Genomic DNA, 19,276 nt, shown 5'->3' on the forward strand with positions numbered 1-19,276 from the left:
GCGGCGGACACGCCGGCAGCGAGCGTACGGGGCAGGGGCAGGGTCCGGTTCAGGTCGGAGCGGCCGGGGCCGGTGCCGTGTCGCCGCGGCAGGCCGGGGAGCTTCAGTCGGTCATCGGGAACGGCGCGGTGGCCCGGGCCGTGCAGCGCGCCCGAAGCGCGCACGGCACGGACGCCGCACCCCGTTCGCTCGTGCCCGAGGTGCTGCGGTCGCCGGGCCGGCCGCTCGCCGAGCCGCTGAAGCAGGAGATGGAGGACCGGCTCGGCGCCGACTTCGCAGACGTACGGCTCCACACCGGCGCCGACGCACAGCGCTCCGCAGCCGACCTCGGAGCCCGCGCCTACACCTCAGGACACCACGTCGTCATCGGCCCCGGAGGCACCGACAAACACACCCTCGCCCACGAACTCACCCACGTCATCCAACAACGCAACGGACCCGTCCCCGGCACCGACAACGGAACCGGCCTGCGCGTCAGCCACCCCGACGACACCTTCGAACGCGCCGCCGAAGCCAACGCCACACGCGCCATGACCGGACCCCCCGTCCAGCGCGCCACGGAGCGGCCCGGGCCCTCGGACGGACCTGCGCCACGGTCCGCGGGCGGCGACGCTCCCGTACAGCGCATGATGGGTTTCGAGGCCGAGGTGGCCCTGCCGGTGCAGGACCCCGCGGGAGCGAAGTACCCGGGCGACACCGACCTGGCCCAGAGCACCGTGCAGGACTTCAAGGTGGTGTCCGACAGCCGGATGCTCAAGGACGGCCACGGCTACTCGAACATCGAGTTCGTGACCGGGGCCGTCGAGGTGGTCGGGGCGAAGAACGAGACCGGCCGGGAGCGGCTGGTCCAGCTGGCCGACGAGATCAAGCGGGTGCGGGACGGCTTCTACGCGGCCACGGACCGGACACCGCTGGCGGACGTGCCGCTGGACCTGCGGATCCTTCCGGCGGGCGAGGGGGCCCGGGTGGCGCCGGGTCTGCCGTACACCGAGGACGCGGGCCGGGAGGGCCTGGGCGACGGCCTGTTCGTGCACTACTCGGTCGGTGTGCCGCTGCGGGGCATGCCGCTGTTCTTCGACCATCTGCGGGAGGCGGCGCCGGACGTGCGGGGCGCGACGAGCCGCCGGGCACGGTTCCGGCTCGGGCAGGCGAGGAACTTCGCCGCCGACGTCCTGGAGCGGTACGAGAACTGGCGGGCGGCCCAGGAGCCCTCGAAGAAGCGCAAACGGGTGGAGACGGACGCGCTCGACGGCTTCGCCCAGCTGTTCTTCATGCAGATCGCGGCGGTGGCCGACTATCTCGCGGAGGACAAGGACAAGGGGCAGATCAAGAACCTGACGGCGGTGCTGTCCCGCTCCCGGCTCTCGGACGTGCGCGCGCTCCTCGACGAGGAGTTCCGCACCTTCCTGACGGCCGAGCACGAGCAGGTCCTCAACCGGCTCTCCGACTATCAGGAGGACTCGGGAGACGGCAGGAAGCTGGACTTCCGCGACAACGCCACCCGGCACATCGAGGGCGAACCGGTCTCGCTCATCGAGTTCGCCAACTCGGCGATCCTCGGCAGCACCCGGGTGGACCAGCAGAGCGTGTTCGGCGGCATGAACCAGATCGCCCCGCATCCGGAGGCAGGGGCGACGATGGTGCCGTTCGAGATCCGCACGATCGGCGCGTACAAGAAGACCTGGGAGCAGCTGAAGGCCGAACTGGACGACCTCGCGCGGTGGGCGGACGAGGCCTACCGGCACGACGTCGGCGAGGCGGGCACCGCCCGCCGGGCCCGCGGTGGAGGCCGGGGCGGGGCCGGGGGCAGTACGGACTGAGCGTCCGGGCGTGTCCACCGCGTGGGCGGGAAGGGCGGCGGCACCCTCGGCCCTTCCCCCGGTTCTGCCCGAACGGACATGTCCGCGCGGCTCGTTCGGGGGTATCCAGGAGGGTGACCCACCCCCGTCTCCCGGGAGGCAGAGACCCCATGCGCACCCCCGCCCACGGCAAGGCCCCGGCCGATGCCCCGAAGGACGGCACCGCCCGGTCCCGGCAGACCGGCCGGGCCGAGGAGCGGCCGGGCGCCGTGGCGCCGCCGGCGAACCCGACGGCCGGCGCCCTGCCCGCGCTCCAGCGGGCCGTCGGCAACGCGGCGGTGACCCGGATGCTGGCGCAGCGCCGTGCCGACGGCGTCCGGGCCGAGCAGGAGAGCGGCGAGGGCGCGCCGGTGCGGCGGCCCGCCGTGCCCGAGGTGCTGCGGTCGCCGGGCCGGCCGCTCGCCGAGCCGCTGAAGCAGGAGATGGAGGACCGGCTCGGCGCCGACTTCGCAGACGTACGGCTCCACACCGGCGCCGACGCACAGCGCTCCGCAGCCGACCTCGGAGCCCGCGCCTACACCTCAGGACACCACGTCGTCATCGGACCCGGAGGCACCGACAAACACACCCTCGCCCACGAACTCACCCACGTCATCCAACAACGCAACGGACCCGTCCCCGGCACCGACAACGGAACCGGCCTGCGCGTCAGCCACCCCGACGACACCTTCGAACGCGCCGCCGAAGCCAACGCCACACGCGCCATGACCGGACCCCCCGTCCAGCGCGCCACGGACGACGGGCACGACCGCGTCCCGGGGGACGGGCATCACGGGCCCCCGCACCACGGCGGTGCGGGCGTGGTGCAGCGCAAGGGCCACGAGAAGCTGGGCAAGGGCCTGCCGGCCCCGAGTCAGCCCGCGACGTCGAGCGGCAGCGGTCTGATGAGCCGCTTCAAAGCCTCGTTCAACCGCCCGCAGGCCGATCCCGGCGGCGCCCTCGTCGCCGCTGTACGCGAGGGCATCAGGTCGTACGACCAGGATCCCAACCGGGACCCCATGGACGGTCTGATGGCGCTGACCGGACTCCAGCACATGATCGCCCCGGAGGTGGAGGGTGCGAGCGGTGCGACGGCCGAGTTCCTGACCGCGGCGCTGACCGCGGTCAACGGCGAGCTCGACGTGGTGCGCCGGCAGATCACCCGCGACGACGCCCTGCCGGACGCGGCGCGCGAGCCGTTCCGGGCGATGACCGACGGCGGCATGCTGTGGAACCGTGAGGAGTGGGCCGACAGCGCCGCCGTGTTCAAGATGAAGGGGCCGAGCTACTTCCGCGAGCTGTCGGAGATCAACCGGGCCGGCATGGCCGAGCAGATCCGGCCGCAGAGCGGCGCGGCCTGGGTGTCCGAGGTCCGCACCAAGCTGGATACGGCGCTGCAGGGGAGCGTGCTCACCCACTACACGCCCAAGGAACGCGCCGAGCAGATGCTGGGTCTCGGCCACATGAAGTCCAAGACCGAGCTGCTGAAGGCGAATCCGGACGCGGCGAACAACTCGGAGGCGTACGACAAGCACGTGCTGGCCAACGAGGGCTTCGTCTTCTTCTTCCTGGAGGTGCCGGGCAGCCCGTTCCGCGAGACGCGGTTCGGCGGCTCGGAGCCGGCCCGGATCGAGATCCCCCTGGCCGGTTCTCCCCTGATCTCGCAGGGCTGGCTGATGCTCAGCGACTTCGCGCAGCGCGAGTTCCCGACGCTGCGGGCCCAGCCCGGTGACCCGGCGCGGACCCAGAGCCGGCTGGCCACCCGTACGGACGCCTTCTCGCCCGAGTACAGCCGGTCCGTCCGCAGGTTCGACCTCGGTTCCGCCGAGGGCGGGGCCAAGATGGACATGGACGCCATGATGGAGGAGATGGGCTCCGAGCAGGACCCGGACCGGCGCGGTCTCGTCCCGCTCGTGATGGGGCAGGCGCTGGCCGACGAGTTCAGCACGATGACGTACGGGGACGGGGCGGAGGCCGAGGTCCACGAGGAGCGGCTGCGGTCCAACACGCTGATGGGCGCGGACATCGTGCCCGGTCTGGTCGAGCGGGGGATCGTCGAGATCATCCGGATCGCGAAGGTCAACCCGCAGCTGGCCGAGCGGCTCAAGGCCATGTCGGGCGACGAGTTGATGCGCTATCTGCTCAAGGACCTGCTGCGGCCGCAGGCGATGCTGCCGAACACCGTCGACCTCAGCGGTGCCCGCGCCGTGACGGCCTCGGGCCGGCAGCTGGGAGTGCCGGTCCCGTAAGGGGGCGGTGCCGGCGGCCGGTCCTGCAGAGGGAGCGGTACTGGCGACCCGGTTCCGGTAAAGGGGGCGCGCCGGAGGCACGGCTCCCGTAACGTGCACGTCACATTCGCGCAGGGACGCGCGTGTGACGTGCACATCACGTGCACACCCGTCTTGACCTGCCGGAACGCGCGGGTTTCAGCCTTCCTGCAAGACTCGTCATCCGTGGGATGCAGGCCCCGAATGCGCCGATCTGTGCGCTTCTTCTACTCGTCCGTAACTCTGCAAAGTGGACAGGGCCGCTCCGGCCGAAGGCATCGCCTTCCGGTCAGAGCGGCCCCGGAACAGTTTGCGTGGGCGTGGAACTCATCCAGGATGAGTGAAGCCGCCCGGGTCACCTGAGGTCGCTGAGCACTCCGCTCACGTTGAGAACCTCATGGCACTCCCGCGCCTGTTTCCCGGTGGCCGGGGTGCCCGGCTTCGCGCAGGTCACCTGGATGGTCACGGTCTGGTTCTCGACGATCCTGATGGGGGTGACCCAGTGATAGTCCTGATTGCGGAAGGTCTCCAGCGCGATCGTGGTGATCTTCCGGTCGCCGAACTGAATCGTCATCACGCCCTCGTCGCCCTGGAAGTTGGCGACGACGATGTCCGTGATGTCGAAGGTCTTGTCCTTCGGCACGGTGTAGGTGCCGGACTCGGTGCGGCCGGCGGAGGTTTCGAGGTCGATCGTGGTCGAGCCCTGCGCGCCGCCACCGGTGCCACCGGGTCCCGTGCCCTGACCGGAGCCGCCGCCCTTTCCGTTGCCCTTCCCGTTGCCCGTGCCGGGCTGCCTGCCGTCACCGTTCCCGTCGGTGGGCGGTGCGACGCTCGGTGGCGCGCTGGGCGCGGGCCGCTTCTGGACGAGCTCGTCGGCGGCCTCCTTGGCGGTGCTGCGCACCGCCGGGCGCACCAGCGCGAACCAGGCGACGACGAGCGCGATGAGCAGCGCCAGGAGCGCGAGCAGCCAGCGCGGGAAGATCGGTATCTGGACGAACTCGACGTCGAGCGGCGGCCTGGCGAGCGCCGGGTCCTGGGGCTCCCCGTCGCCCTGCTCCTCGGTCACGTCCACGGTGAACGGCCAGGTGGCCGCCGTACCGAACCAGATCGGCCGGCCGGTGGCGACCCGCAGGCCGACCTCGGCCGACTCGCCGGGATCGAGCGCACGGGCGGTGGGCGTGAAGTCGAACTTCAGCTCCTCGCCGCGCTGCCCGGCCGCGAAACCGACCCGTACGGGCGCGTTGCCGTCGTTGCGCACGGCGAGCCGGTAGCGCCCGCGGAGCCAGCCGCGCCGGCGGCGCGGGACCGCGGCGGTACGCAGTTCCCGGAACTCCTCGACGTGCACGAGGGTTTCGGGGACGCGCACCGCCTCGGGATGCTCGGTGGGCAGGACGCGCACGGCGAGCGGCACATCACCTGCCGGCACCTGCGAGGAGCGCGGCGGCGCGAGACGGATCGTCACCGTCTCGGAGGTGCCCGGATACAGCGATACCCGTTCGGGTTCCACCGTCGTCCAGGCGGCGCATTCGCCGACCACCTCCAGGCCGTACGCCTCGACGACGTCGCCGTCGTTGCGGACGGTCAGGCTGGTGATCGCGGTGTCGCCCGGCGTCACGGACACCCGGGGAATCTCGGGTGCGGGCGCGCCGGGGCTGGAAGAGGCTGCTGGAGACGTCACCGCCCCGACGCTAGCGGCGGCGCCCCGGCCGCTCCACGGGCCGGAGGGCAGTCCCCCGGGCAACCTCGGTGCCCCGTCGGACTTCCCCACGACACGCCGAGTGGCCGCGCGCACCGGAACTCGTCCGTCCCGACCTGCATCTTCTTATTCCGTCACACCTCCTCGAACAGGGAACCCCACATGATCGGAACTCAGGCGCATGGCGCCGTCGGCTCGGCCGGCGCCGCACCGTCCACGCCCTCCGCGCCGTCCCGCACGTCCTCGCCCGCCGTCTCCGCGTCCGCGGTGTCGGCCGGGGCCTCGACGCCGCGGGTGCCCGGCCAGGCCGGACCGTCCGTCGGGCCGGCGCAGGGCGGCCCGTCCCGGGGCGGGTCGGTGATACCCGAACCCCGCTCGACGCGCCGGATCTCGGTTGCGGTGTACGCGGCGGACCCGGTGCTGCACGTCGGTGTGGTCCACCAGCTGCGGCAGCGACCTGAGTTAGAGCTCGTCGAGGGGGGACGGCCGGAGGGCGCGCAGGTCTCGCTGGTGACCGTGGACAGTGTCGACGACGAGACCGTGGCGCTGCTGCGGCGGCTGCGGCAGGACCCGCGCACCCGTACCGGGCTCGTGGTCGGCACCTTCGAGTCGGGCGACGCGCTGCAGCGGGCCATCGAGTGCGGGGTCACGGCGGTTCTGCGGCGCGCCGAGGCCGACCAGGACCGGCTGCTGCGGCTGGTCCTCGCGATGGCGAACGGCGAAGGGGTGCTGCCCGGTGACCTGCTGGCCCGGCTCCTGCACCACGTCGGCAGCATGCAGCGCGCCGCGCTCGATCCGCACGCCTCGTCGCTGTCCACGCTGACCGGGCGCGAGGCGGAGATGCTGCGGCTGGTGTCGGAGGGCCTGGACACGGCGGAGATCGCGCGGAGGACCTCGTACTCCGAACGGACCGTCAAGAACGTCCTGCACGAGGTGATCACCCGGCTTGAGCTGCGCAACCGCACGCACGCGGTGGGCTTCGCTCTGCGCAACGGTCTGATCTGACCCCGGCGTTCGCGCGGGGCCCCTCGCACGGACTCCGGGGCGCGACTGCCCGAAAGCGCACCGCGCGCTTCCCCCCGGTGCGGCCTCCTGGCCCTCCCCGGGAGCCGGCGGGGGCGCGACAGTGGATCTGTCGTACGTCTCGTACGTCGTACGCGCAGCGAACAGAACGCGCCGGACTGTGAGGTGGACCCTGATGAGCACGGGTGGCTCTGGTGGCCGGCGGTACCGCTGGGGAAGAGTCACGGCAGCGTTGCTGCTGTTGGCGCCCCTTCTCGCGGTGACCGCCGCCTCCGCCCCGGACCGGGCCGAGGCCGGCCCCCGGGCCGCCGAGGCGGGTGACGCCCGGATGGCGTTCGCCGGGACCCGGCACCGCAGTCTCGGCACGGTGGCGTCGGACGAGTCGAGCACGCCGCTGTTCGGTCCGGGGCCGACCCACATGGACGTGCAGCCGGCCGCGCTCGGCGACCTGCTGGTGTTCGCCAGCCGTCGTGACGAGCGGTTCCCGCAGATCTATCTGCGGACCGCGGACACCGCGGTGCACCGGTTGACCAGCGGTCTCGACGCGGCGAACCCGCGGCTCACCCCGGACGGCCGGTCGGTCGTGTTCGACGCGGCCGGTCCGGACGGCGAACAGCGCGACATCTGGCGGGTCGGCGCGGACGGCACCGGCCTGACCCGGCTGACCGAGACCCCCGCGAACGAGGTTCACCCGACGGTGTCCCCGGAGGGCGCCCGGCTCGCGTACGTGAGCGACGCGGACGCGGCGGCCGGGCCGCAGGTGTACGTGCGCGCCCTGGACGGCGGGCCGGCCGCCCTGGCCAGCGACCCGGGCGACGGCGAGGCGTCGGAACCGGTGTGGAACCCGGTGGACGACGCCGAGAACCGCAACGTGATCGCGTACACCGCGACCGGGGCGGGGGGCCCGCGACTGAAGTGGACCGACGGGGTCGGCAGGGGTCCGCTGCTCTCGGGCGCGCAGGCACAGTGGCGGACCCACGGGGCAGCCTGGCTGCCCGACGGGGACGGTGTGCTGTTCCTCAGCCCGGACCGCACCTGTGTGTGCAAGGGCGACTGGAACCACGTCTTCCAGGTCCCCGCGCACTCGGAGGCCACCCCGGATCTCGTGCTCAGCGAGGACCGTGAGGTCGGCGAGGTCACCTGGCTCGGGCCCCGCGACGGCGGCCGGGCGATCGTCGAGCGCGTCACGGCCAGGGGACCGCACGAGGTCACCCTGCAGGACGCCCGGCTGGACGGTGCCGACCCGCGCGACCTGAACCTGCCGATCCTGAACGAGGACCCGGCGGCCGACACCAACACCGATCCGACGAAGGACCCCCTGTTCCAGCCGGGCGCCGGGTTCGACCCGTGGACCGAGCGGCAGAACTACACGCCCGACGGCCGCCGGATCGTGCTCTCCCGGTTCGTCGGGCCGAAGGACGCGCGGATCCAGCAGATCTGGATGGCGGACGCCGACGGCACCAACGAGTCGGTGCTGCCGCTCCAGGGGCGCGGCCCCCGGGACTGGGACACCGACCCGACGTTCTCGCCGGACGGGCGGTACCTGGCGTTCACCCGCACGTCCCCCGGCGGCGCCGGCGGGGAAGCGGGCCCCAGCCGCATCCTGATCGCGGAGGTCACCACCGGCGCGATCACCGGTGAGATCAGGCCGCCTGACGGTCAGCCGGCCGGCGGCGACGCCCAGCCCACCTGGTCGTCCGACGGCACCACGCTCGCCTTCACCCGCAACCAGGTGATCAACGGCAACGGCGGCAGCAAGCACGTCTGGACCGTGCCGGTGGACCGGCTCGACCAGCAGCGCGACCTGAGCGCCGTGATCTGCCCGGCCGGCTGCGAGGTGATCGACGACAGCCCGGCCTTCTCCCCCGACGGCACCACGATCGCGCTGAACCGGAAGGGCGGCGGCGGCCGGATCGACGAGCGCAACGGCATCGTGCTCACCTCGCCCACCGGGGACCGCTGTCAGGTTCTGCTGCCCGGGGCTGCCCGGGGGGAGCCGGACGCCTGCCTGCGTGAACTGCCGGAGAACCCCGGCCCGTTCCAGCCCCGGGACGCCGCCTGGACCTCCGACGGCACGAGCCTGATCGTCAGCGTGCGGCCCCAGCGGAAGCCCAACAGCCCGGAGAAGCTGAAGAGGGTGGACGTGACCACCGGCGAGATGGTCCCGCTCACCCTGGATCTGCCGGGCCGCCAGAAGGAGCCCACCGTCCAGCAGTCGGTGGACCTCGCGGTCCAGGCGCCCGGAACGGTCCCGGAGTTCACCATCGGCACGCCCGGCACCGTGCGCGTGGACGTGGTCAACCGCGGCCCGGCGGCCTCACCCGGCACCCGGCTGACCATCACGCCGCCCACGGGGCTGACCGTCACCGGAATCAGCGCGCCGGGCACCGACTGCGACGCGGCGGCCCTCTCCTGTGTCCTCGGCATCGTGCCGCCCGGCACCACGGTCCCGGTGACCGTGACCCTCACCGGGCTCGTCACCGGCGACCAGCCGGTGGACTGGAACGTGACCGGCGCCGTCCTCGACCCCCGCCCCACCGACAACACCGGCCGGACGGTGGTGCCGGTGCGCGAGGCACCGGAACCGACGCCCACCCCGACCACACCGACGCCCACGCCCACCACACCGGCCCCGACCACGCCGCCCCCCACTCCGGACCCGACCACACCGCGGCCGACGCCCCCGCCGCCGGTCCAGGAGGCCGGACCCGGCCTGCGGATCACCGCCCAGCCCGACCCGGGCTACGTCGGCGGCCGGGTCGTCCTCACGTACACCGTCCGCAACGGGCGCGAAGCGCTGGCCACCGGGCTGCGGCTCCGCGTCGGACTGCCCACGGGCATCCGGCACGACGGGCCGCCGCCCGGCTGCGACGCCGCCTGGTCCTGCGCGCTGCCGGACCTCGCGCCCGGTGCCCGGGCCGTCGTCCAGGTCGTGCTGCGACCCGACCGCGCGCTCACGGCGCGGGCCACCGGCCGGCTGACCACCAGCGGCACCGACGCCGATCCGCGCGACAACACCGCCCAGCAGCGGATCCGGATCCTCCAGCCGCGGATCGTCGCGGTCCCGCCGATCGGCAAGCCCGGCTTCGTCACCTCGGTGCGCGGCAAGGACTTCCCGCCCGGCGTGCCGGTCACGTTCACCTGGCAGCCCGGCATCACGGCCACGGCGGCGCCGACCGTGCCGCGCCGCGACGGCACCTTCATCGGCCAGTTGCTGATCCTCGCGAAGGACCAGACGGGTCCGCGGACCATCACCGCGAGCGGTCCCGGGTTCTCGCCGGTGAAGACCGACTTCCTCGTGGTCACGGGCACCGTGCAGCCTCCGGACACGGTGGCGCGCCGGTGATCCACGACGTCGACGAGGCGCTGCGGCGGCTGCTCATCGAGTCCGGTCTCGAGCAGTCGGGCGTCGAGGTGGTCTTCGACGCGCCGACGAAGGACTGGGCGGCCCGCCGCAGCGCCCCCACGATCTGCGTGTTCCTGTACGACGTCCGCGAGGACCCGGCGCGTCGCGGCAGCGGCGGGGGTGAGGTGTACGACGCCGACGGCTTCGTCGTCGCGCGCCGCACCCCGCCCCGCTGGTTCGACCTCACCTACCTGGTGAGCGCGTGGGCGGGCCGGCCGCAGGACGAGCACCGGCTGCTCTCCGAGGTGCTGTCCTGTCTGATCGGGCATGACGCCATCCCGCCGCGGCTGCTCGGGGGGAGCCTCGCCGAACTCGGCCTGCTGGTCCCGCTCGACGTCGGCGGCACCGGCGCGGACGCCCCGGCGGCCTCCGACGTGTGGTCGGCGCTCGGCGGCGAGCTGCGGCCGTCGATCGGGCTGCGGGCCTGCGCGCCGCTGGCCGGGATCACCCGGGGCACGGCCCCGCCGGTCACCGAGGGCCTGCTGATGCGGTCGGGGCCCGGGCTCCGCCCGGACGGCGGACCTGCCCGCCTCGATGGCGAGGGCATCCGGCTCAGCCACGGCGCAGGCGTCGGCGTCGGCGTCGGCACCGGCACCGGCACCGGCACCGGCGACAGCGACAGCGACAGCGACAGCGACAGCGACGAACAACACCGGCTGCGGTACGTCGAGCTGGGCGAACCCGCTCCGGGCGAGGGCTTCGGCCCGCTCCGGGAGCGGCGCCCGGCGCCCGCCCGCCGCCGCCGAGGAGGAAGACAGCCGTGACCAGCACCGCCCCGGCCGCGCCCGCGGCCCGGACCCCCGTACCGCCGTCCGCGCCCGAGCCCACGCCCGTACGCGATCGCGCCCCCTTCCCCGTACGGGATTCGGGCGCGTGGCTGTGGGAGCGGGTGCGGATCGCGGTCGCGGCGCGGCAGGCCGTCGACCCCGATCCGGACGATCCCTACCGGGGGCAGTACCTGACGCCGGAGGCGGTCGCCCGGGTGCTCGATCCGCCGTACGACCCCGGGCTGCCCGCTCTCGATCCCGCCGACCCGCCGCCCGGTTCGCCGGCGGCGGTGCTGGCCGCCCGCTTCGGGCTCGCGCCACTGGACCTCGATCTACTGCTCGTCGCGCTGGCACCGGACCTGGACTCCCGGTTCGAGCGGCTCTACGGCTATCTCAACGACGATCTGACCCGTCGTCGGCCCACGGTCGGGCTCGCCCTCGAACTCCTCGGGCGGGCGGGGATCCCCTCGGCGCGGTTCCGGCTCTCCCCCGGCGCACCGCTGGTCGCCGGCGGTCTCGTCGAGGTGGCCGAGCCGGAACGACCGCCGCTGTCGCGGGTGCTCACGGTGCCGGACCGGGTCACCGCGCACCTGCTCGGCGACGACACGCCCGATCCGCGGCTCGCCGAGGTGCTCGGCGAACAGCCCCCGGACCCGGTGACCGATCCGGACGTGCGGGACCGTACGGTCGCCGCGCTGGGCACCGGCACCGGGCATGTGCACCTGCGGGCCCGGGGCGGCGACGCCGCCGGGCTCGGCGCCGCCGCGCTGCGGGCCGCCGGGTTGCCCGCGCTGCCGCTGGACGCGTCGGCGTTCGGCCACGACGAGCGGGCGGTGCCCGCGCTGGCCGGGGCCGTGGCCCGGGAGGTGCGGCTGACCGGCGCCGGCGTGCTGCTCGGCCCGCTGGAGGCACTGCCCGACCAACCGGGGGTACGGGACCGGATGCTGCGGGCGGTGTGCGCGGCGCTGCGCGGGCTGCCGCTGCTGACGTACGGCGCGAGCGGCTGGGAGCCGGCCTGGGCTGCCGACACCCCGGTCACGCTCGCCGTGTCGGCGCCCGCGCCGGAGACCCACGCGGCGCGCTGGCGGCACGCGCTCGGGGAGGCGTCGGCCGGGCTCGGGGCCGTCACGGCGCCCGGCGGCACCGCCGCGTCTGCCGACCGGGGCGAGGTCCCCGGCGTCGACGCGCTGTCCGTCACCCCGGGCGAGGTCCCCGGCGTCGACGCGCTCGCGCTGTCCGTCGCCGCCCACCGTCTGGACGGCGGACAGGTGCGGCGCGCGGCCGGTACGGCGGTGCGCACGGCGGCGCTGGAGGGCCGGCCGGTCGACGCCGACGACCTGCGCGCGGCGGTCCGCGGCCAGAGCGGCGCGGGCCTGGCCCGGCTGGCCCGCCGGGTCGAGCCCGGCGTGGGCTGGGACGACCTCGTGCTGCCCGCGCCGACCCACCGGCAGCTGCGCGAACTCGCCGTGCGCGCCCGGCACCGCGACCAGGTGCTCGGGCAGTGGGGCATGCGGCCCGGCGGCGGGCGCGGACGGGGTGTGATCGCCCTGTTCGCGGGCGCCTCCGGCACCGGCAAGACGATGTCCGCCGAGGTGGTCGCCGCCGATCTCGGCATGGACCTCTATGTGGTCGACCTGTCCACGGTCGTCGACAAGTACGTCGGCGAGACGGAGAAGAACCTGGAACGGATCTTCACAGAGGCCTCCTCCGTCAACGCGGTGCTGCTGTTCGACGAGGCGGACGCGATCTTCGGCAAGCGCTCGGAGGTCAAGGACGCCCACGACCGGCACGCCAACGTCGAGTCGGCCTATCTGCTGCAGCGGATCGAGTCCTTCGACGGCATCGCCGTCCTGACCACCAACCTGCGGGCCAACCTGGACGAGGCGTTCACCCGGCGGATCGACGTCATCGCGGACTTTCCGGTGCCCGATGCCGTGCAGCGGCTTGCCCTGTGGGAACGCTGTCTGGGTGACCGGTTGCCCCGCGCGGCCGAGGTCGACCTGGCCTTCTGCGCGGAGCGCTTCGAACTGGCCGGCGGCAACATCCGCGCCTGCGCCGTCACGGCGGCCTACGCGGCGGCCGCGGCAGGCGGCCCGCTGACCATGATCCAGCTGGTGACGGCGATCGCCGAGGAGTACCGCAAGCTCGGCCGGCTGGTGCTCGCCGGGGAGTTCGGCGCGTACCTGTCCGCGGTCACCGGGCGCTGAGGGACGGCGGGGCGGGCCTGCCCCGTCAGCGAGGGCACCCGCCTTGCCCCCGCGCTGGTCCGCGTGCCCCTTTCGCCCCGGCGACCTGCGGGAAAGGCTGGACCGGGCTTGGCCGCCCCGGGGTGCCGGATTCCGAGACCCCGGCTTCGCGCGCTCCGCCTCCCGGCACTGGGCCCTCAGTCCTGGGCCTTGGGCTTTGGGCCCTGGGTCCGCAACGGTGCCGGGGCGTCCGGCGGGCACGGGCCGCGCCACGAACGAACCCTGATCGAACGAACGAAGGAGCGAGCATGCCGACGTACCTCACCCCGGGCGTGTACGTGGAGGAGGTGCAGTCCGGTGCTCGCCCGATCGAAGGCGTAGGCACCGCCGTGGCCGCGTTCGTGGGCTTCGCCCGCAGCGGCCCCTTCCACGAGCCGACCCTGGTCACCAGCTGGGACCAGTACACCGAGACCTTCGGCGGCTTCGCGGAGGGCACCTACCTGCCGCACTCCGTCTACGGCTACTTCGCCAACGGCGGCGGCGCCGCGTACGTCGTGCGCGTCGGGCAGTCCGCCGAGGGCGGCGCCGGTTCCGCCGCCGCGGGCGGCCGTCCGGAGCTGCCCGGTCAGCCGGTCGAGCTCGGCGGTTTCCTGGTCGCCGCGAAGCCGGGCATCGCGGGGGTGTCCGTGGAGATCGCGGACGTCGAGGGCGACAACCCGCCCGAGGACCGCTTCAAGGTCGTGGTCCGCACGGGCGACCAGGTCGCCGAGACCTACGACGTCTCCACCCGCAAGTCCGTCAAGGGCTACTTCGTCACCCAGACCCGCGGCTCGAAGCTGATCGAGGTCGCCGAGCGCGAGGGCGCCCAGACCCGCCCCCAGGCCCAGACCGTCGCGCTTCCTGCCACCGCCGCCCCGGCCGCGCCGGGCCGCGGCGGCCCGGCGCGCCTCGACCCGGCGGAGTACATCGGTGAGGCCGGCGCCCGCACGGGCTTCGCCGCTCTGGAGACCATCGACGAGATCACCATGGTCGCGGTGCCGGACCTGATGAGCGCCTACCAGCGCGGCGCGATCGACGACGAGGGGCTGCGCACCGTCCAGCTCGCCGTCATCTCGCACTGCGAGCAGATGGGCGACCGCGTCGCCGTCCTGGACGCCCCGCCGGGGCTGAACGCGCGGCAGGTGCGCGACTGGCGGATGGACGAGGCGGGTTACGACTCCCGCTTCGCCACCCTCTACTACCCCTGGGTGCGGGTCTTCGACCCCGCGGCCGGCCACAACACGACGGTCCCGCCGAGCGGTCACATCGCCGGTGTGTGGGCACGCAGCGACGCCGAGCGCGGAGTCCACAAGGCCCCCGCCAACGAGGTGATCCGCGGCGCGGTCGACCTGGAGATCCGGCTCAGCAAGGGCGAACAGGACCTGCTGAACCCGATCGGCGTGAACTGCGTGCGCGCGTTCCCCGGTCGCGGCATCCGGATCTGGGGCGCCCGCACCCTGTCCTCCGACCCTGCCTGGCGCTACCTCAACGTCCGCCGGCTCTTCAACTACCTGGAGGAGTCCATCCTCCTGGGCACCCAGTGGGTGGTCTTCGAACCGAACGACGACCGGCTGTGGTCCAGCATCCGGCGCAACGTCACCGCGTTCCTCACCGAGGAGTGGCGCCGCGGGGCGCTGTTCGGCCGCACGGCCGCGGAGGCGTTCTACGTCAAGTGCGACGCCGAGAACAACCCGCAGGAGTCCATCGACCAGGGCCGGGTCGTCTGTGAGATCGGCGTCTCGCCGGTCAAGCCGGCCGAGTTCGTGGTCTTCCGGCTGGCGCAGTTCTCCGACAGCACCAGCCTCATCGACGAGTGACCCGCGGGTCCGCAAGGAAAGGTTGAGAGACACACATGGCAACGGGCGATGCTCTTTCCACCCATGTCTTCGGCGTGCAGCTCGGTGGCTACCTGGTCGAGTCGATCCAGGAGATCAGCGGCTTCACCGTCGAGGAGGACGTCGTCGAGGTCAAGCAGGTGACCTCGGAGGGCAAGCAGATCATCCGCAAGCAGCCGGGCGCCCGGCAGGCCGGCGAGATCACGATCACCCGCGGGCTCGACCAGAGCAGCGAGTTCACCAAGTGGATCAAGGAGACCCTCAACAACGGGGCCGTGAACGCCGCTCGGCAGAACCTCACGATCGAGATCAAGGACACCGAGGGCAACACGATCCGCCGCATCCAGTTGATGCAGGGCTGGGCCTCCAAGTGGGAGGGCCCGTCCCTCAAGGCCGGCGAGTCGTCGGCGGCGACGGAGACCGTGACGATCGTGTTCGAGGAGATCGTCGTCGAATGAGGCGTCGTACCGTCACGGCGGGCAACCTGGACGAGTTCCTCCAGGCCACCGCGCCACCCGCACCGACCGGGGCCGGCGAACAGCCGGCGCCGGCCGCGCCCCCGGCGCCCGCTCCCCCGACCGCGCCGCGCGCGGCGGACCACGGGCTGCGCACCGAGTTCGAGTTCGAGCTGCCGCGTGGCTACGTGGACGAGGCGGGCACCGTGCATCGGCACGGTTCCATGCGGCTGGCCACCGCCCGCGACGAACTGCGCCCGCAGATCGACCTGCGGGTCAAGGAGAACCCCGCGTACCTGAGCGTGGTCCTGCTCAGCCAGGTGATCACCCGGCTCGGTTCGATCACCGACGTGCACGCGGGGGTCGTGGAGCGGATGTACGCGACGGACGTGGCGTTCCTCCAGGACTTCTACCGGCGCGTCAACAGCGAGGGCCACACCCGCGCCGCGGTGACCTGCCCGCACTGCGAGGGCGGCTTCGAGGTCGACCTCTCCGGTGGGCGCCTGGGGGAATCGTGACGTACGCCCTCCCCCGGCTCCGGGAGGAGATCGCGTACATCGCCTACCACTTCCACTGGCAGCGCGACGAGATCCTCGACCTTCCGCACCGCGAGCGGCAGGAGTGGGTCAGCGAGATCGCGCGCATCAACACTCGCGTGAACGAAGGCGGTTGAGCACATGGGATGGCGGGACTGGCTGCGTCGGCGGCCCGTCGCGCCGGAGACCGCACCCGCCCGGCGGGCGGCGGCCTCCGGTGCCACGGCGGACGCCGCCCCGGACTCCGGCGTGCCCGGGACACCGGCTGTGCCCGGGGACTGGGACGGCGGCTGGCGCGCGACCTCGCCGCCCGCGCTCACCGTCTCGCGCGCGCCGCTGGGCGTGAGCGACGGGCTCGCCTTCCGGGACCGCCTCGCCTCATGGCACGACCCGTCCTTCGACAGGGGCCTCGCCCACGCGGTGCTGCCGTCCGCGCCGTCCGGCCTGCTCCGCGGCGTGGCCCGCCCCGCCGCCGCGACCCCGCGCTCCTCGGCGCCGGGCGGACCGCTGCTGCTGCGCGCGATCCGTCCGCGGGGCACCGAGGACGCCGCGGAGGGCCCGGTCGAGACGCCCGGACCGGCAGCGCCGGAAGCGGTCCTGGGATCACCTGCACGTACGCAGACGCCGACTGGCACCGGTTCGGGCGCGGGTACCGGCGGCGCGCCGGTCGTGCTGCCCGAGTCCGGGCGCCCGGGGCGCGGCGGCGCGGGGCCGGTGGGTCCGGTCGTGGCACGTGCGGTCGCGCCGGACGCGGGCCGGCCCGGTGCTTCCGGTGCTTCCGGTGCTTCCGCCACTTCCGGTGCTTCCGGTACGGCTCCGAGCGCACCGTCTGCCGGGACCGGGAGCGGTCCGGCTGGGGCGACGGTGCAGCGGGCGCGGGCGCAGAGGCCTTCGCGGCCGAAGGATGGGGGCCGCACGGGCGCCGATCCTGGTACTTCCCGTGGCTCCGGTGCTTCCGGTGCTTCGCTCCGTTCCCGTACTTCCGGTGGCTCCGGTGGCTCCGGTGCGGGGGGTCGCACCAACGGTCCCTTCGGTGACTCCCCCGCCCAGCGGGCCGAGGCGTCCGGTGCGACGTCCGGTGGAGTCGCCGCTGAGCTTGACGGCGCGGCCGGTGCGCCGGGAGCCGCGTCGCCGGGAAGGCCGGCCGGGCCGGGCTCCGCCGCGAAAGGTTCCGCCGTAGAGCGCGCCGGGCTGACGGGCCACGGAGACTCCCCCGCCACCGCGGCGAGTCGGGAGCTCGTCTCCCCACGGTCCCCCGCTGTGCTCGGGCCGGTTCAGCGCACGGACGCCGGGCCCGCTGCCCGCGCCGTGCCCGGGCCCGCGATGCCTACGTTTCCGCTGGTCCGCCGGATCGCCGTGGTACCCGAGGCGTCGTCCGGAACCTCAACCGGACCGTCGACAGGGGCTGTCGCGGCGGCTTCCGCCCCGCGCGTGCAGCGCGCCGCGACGCGGGACGCGCAGGAAGTCCCCGGAACACCCGTTGCCGCCAGTCGGGCCGCCGTACGTCCGGGCACGGTCGGGCGGAACCTGACGGTCGCCGCCCACGTACCGGCTGTACCCCGGCGCCGGGTGAGCATCGTCCCTGCCTCGGCGACCGCCGCACCACCGCCCGCGCGGCCCGTGCGACGCGACCAGCACGGGCCGAAGGCTTCCGAGGGCCGTGCGCCGCTCGGTGCCGCAGCGCCCGAATCGCCGTCCGCCACGGGAACGACGCGGACGTCCGAGCCCGCTCCGGCACGGTCGGCCCCCACGGCCGCCGCGGTGCCCGCGATGCCCGTGCTCCAGCGCGCGACCGACTCGTCTGCGGACGGCCCGGCCGTGCCCACCCGTACGGCCGCGCAGCCTTCCAGTCTCACGGACAGGGCCGCGCCGTCAGCACCCGTCCTGCGCAGGGCTGAGGCCACGACCGGCGGGCCGGCCGGCCCGCCCCGGCTGGGCGCGCCGCTGACCGAGCTCCCCGCCACCGCGATCCCGACGCGGACTCCGAACCCGTCCCGAGCCCCTGCCCCTGCCCCTGCCCCTGCCCCGAACATGCCGGTGCTCCAGCGGAAGTCCGACGAATCCCCGGACAGCGCGACCACCCCGCCTGTCACCCCCGCCACACCCACAACACCCGCCACACCCACCGCGCCGATCCCGCGGCGCGATGCGGCCGAGCGCCCGAACGCCCCGGTACTCCCACGCGCCACGGGCGGCTCCTCCCCCAGTGGCCGGAGACGCGGGCCCGTCGTGGGGCTCGGTGCGCCGCTGAACCACCTGCCGCCGACCGCACAGCCGGCCGGCGGCTCTCCCGGCGCGCCCCCGGTCCCTGCCGCGCCCGCCGCCGCGAGCCTCCCCGTCGTGAACCCGTCCACGTCCCAGAACCCGGACGCGAGCGCGCCCGGCCGTGTCGGTGTGACGGGTCCGGTGCCGCTCGTGATCGCCCGCCGGATCGCGGACCTCGGCGACCGGGCCGCGCCGCAGCAGCCGCGCACGCCCGACGCGCCGCGTGGGCTCCAGTTGCTCTCCGCCCGGTCTCTGACGCCGGGACTGGGCGTGGCCCCGCCCGGATTCCCCGTGGCGCCGGCTCCGCCCGGCCCCGGCGGCTCACGCCCCGTGGTCCCGGCCCGCTGGGCCGACTCGCCGGGCACCGGTACCGCCCATCCCATCGGATCGGCCGGTTCACCCGCCGTACAGCGCGCGGCGGTCGCCGCGGTCTCCCCGGATCGGGCCCCCGCGCGCGCCGCTTCCTCCTCCGCCGCGCTGCCCGAGGCGCGCCGGGCGGGCGGGCCGTTGCCCGTCGCCGGGCCGCACGGGCCGGTCGTGGTCCAGCCCGGTCCGGCGCCGCTGCCGCCTCTCGGCGCGGCACGGCCCGAACCGCACGCACCGGCCGTCCCCATGGTCCCCGCGGTCCCCCAGCTGAGGTCACGGCCCGCGCCCTCGCAGACCACCCCTCCGGTGCAGCGGGCCGCCTCCGGCCCGCCCACGGCCACGCCCGCACCCGTGCAACGGAAGGACGGTGGCGGGCCGAGGTCCTCGTCGGTGCCGGTCCGCGGCGAGCGCGACAGCGGCAGCACCAAGCAGAGCACCTCAGCCGACACCGACCTCGACGACATGGCGCGCAAGCTCATCGAGCCCGTCACCCGGCTGCTCCGGGCCGAGCTGCGGCGCGGCAGGGAACGCGCGGGCCGGCCCTTCGACGGACGCCGTTGAGCAGCCGCACCCGAACCCGCAGCACGCACGAGAAAC

The 19,276-nt window shown here is 74.3% G+C and carries 12 protein-coding genes; 11 read left to right on the top strand and 1 reads right to left on the bottom strand.

Translation table 11 applies throughout. The annotated features are described in order from the left end of the window. The first annotated feature begins 140 nt into the window (after nt 1-140). A complete protein-coding gene (locus ABTY59_RS37690) occupies nt 141-1,820 on the top strand; it encodes an eCIS core domain-containing protein (RefSeq protein ID WP_502995410.1) in 1,680 nt (559 codons plus the stop codon). Between the two features lie 149 nt (nt 1,821-1,969). Beyond that, on the top strand, nt 1,970-4,087 hold the full coding sequence (locus tag ABTY59_RS23815) for an eCIS core domain-containing protein (RefSeq protein WP_352021027.1): 2,118 nt from the start codon (nt 1,970-1,972) through the stop codon (nt 4,085-4,087). A 373-nt stretch (nt 4,088-4,460) separates the two neighbouring features. On the opposite strand, the gene ABTY59_RS23820 is transcribed toward ABTY59_RS23815, so the two are convergent. After that, on the bottom strand, nt 4,461-5,735 hold the full coding sequence (locus ABTY59_RS23820; protein WP_352021156.1) for a COG1470 family protein: 1,275 nt from the start codon (nt 5,733-5,735) through the stop codon (nt 4,461-4,463). Nucleotides 5,736-5,963: 228 nt separating this feature from the next. Here ABTY59_RS23820 and ABTY59_RS23825 point away from each other — a divergent pair, with 228 nt between their 5' ends. The 9 genes from ABTY59_RS23825 to ABTY59_RS23865 all read left to right on the top strand — a co-directional run bounded on the left by ABTY59_RS23825 (nt 5,964) and on the right by ABTY59_RS23865 (nt 19,240). Beyond that, complete coding sequence (locus ABTY59_RS23825) at nt 5,964-6,806, top strand: response regulator transcription factor (protein ID WP_352021028.1); 843 nt, start codon at nt 5,964-5,966, stop codon at nt 6,804-6,806. A gap of 193 nt (nt 6,807-6,999) precedes the next feature. Continuing rightward, on the top strand, nt 7,000-10,170 hold the full coding sequence (locus ABTY59_RS23830; protein WP_502995411.1) for a hypothetical protein: 3,171 nt from the start codon (nt 7,000-7,002) through the stop codon (nt 10,168-10,170). Continuing rightward, nucleotides 10,167-10,994, top strand: coding sequence for a Pvc16 family protein (locus ABTY59_RS23835; protein ID WP_352021030.1), 828 nt, complete (start codon nt 10,167-10,169; stop codon nt 10,992-10,994). Before ABTY59_RS23830 ends, ABTY59_RS23835 begins: the two co-directional genes overlap by 4 nt. A 113-nt stretch (nt 10,995-11,107) precedes the next feature. Continuing rightward, complete coding sequence (locus ABTY59_RS23840; RefSeq protein ID WP_352021157.1) at nt 11,108-13,204, top strand: ATP-binding protein; 2,097 nt, start codon at nt 11,108-11,110, stop codon at nt 13,202-13,204. Nucleotides 13,205-13,491: 287 nt separating this feature from the next. Next, nucleotides 13,492-15,039 carry a phage tail sheath family protein gene (locus ABTY59_RS23845; RefSeq protein WP_352021031.1) on the top strand — a complete coding sequence of 516 codons (1,548 nt, stop codon included), beginning with the start codon at nt 13,492-13,494 and terminating at the stop codon, nt 15,037-15,039. Nucleotides 15,040-15,074: 35 nt separating this feature from the next. Beyond that, nucleotides 15,075-15,515, top strand: a complete 441-nt coding sequence (locus ABTY59_RS23850; protein WP_352021032.1) for a phage tail protein — start codon at nt 15,075-15,077, stop codon at nt 15,513-15,515. Beyond that, nucleotides 15,512-16,030 (top strand): hypothetical protein, encoded by a 519-nt coding sequence (locus tag ABTY59_RS23855; protein WP_352021033.1) that lies wholly within the window; start codon nt 15,512-15,514, stop codon nt 16,028-16,030. The genes ABTY59_RS23850 and ABTY59_RS23855 overlap by 4 nt, the downstream gene beginning before the upstream one ends. After that, a complete protein-coding gene (locus ABTY59_RS23860) occupies nt 16,027-16,185 on the top strand; it encodes a DUF6760 family protein (RefSeq protein ID WP_352021034.1) in 159 nt (52 codons plus the stop codon). Before ABTY59_RS23855 ends, ABTY59_RS23860 begins: the two co-directional genes overlap by 4 nt. 2,203 nt (nt 16,186-18,388) lie before the next feature. Then, entirely contained in the window at nt 18,389-19,240 is an 852-nt protein-coding gene (locus ABTY59_RS23865) for a ribosomal eL19 family protein (RefSeq protein ID WP_352021035.1), read from the top strand. Nucleotides 19,241-19,276: the final 36 nt, after the last annotated feature.

It is taken from the genome of Streptomyces sp. NPDC096079 (assembly GCF_040303145.1).
GTDB lineage: Bacteria > Actinomycetota > Actinomycetes > Streptomycetales > Streptomycetaceae > Streptomyces.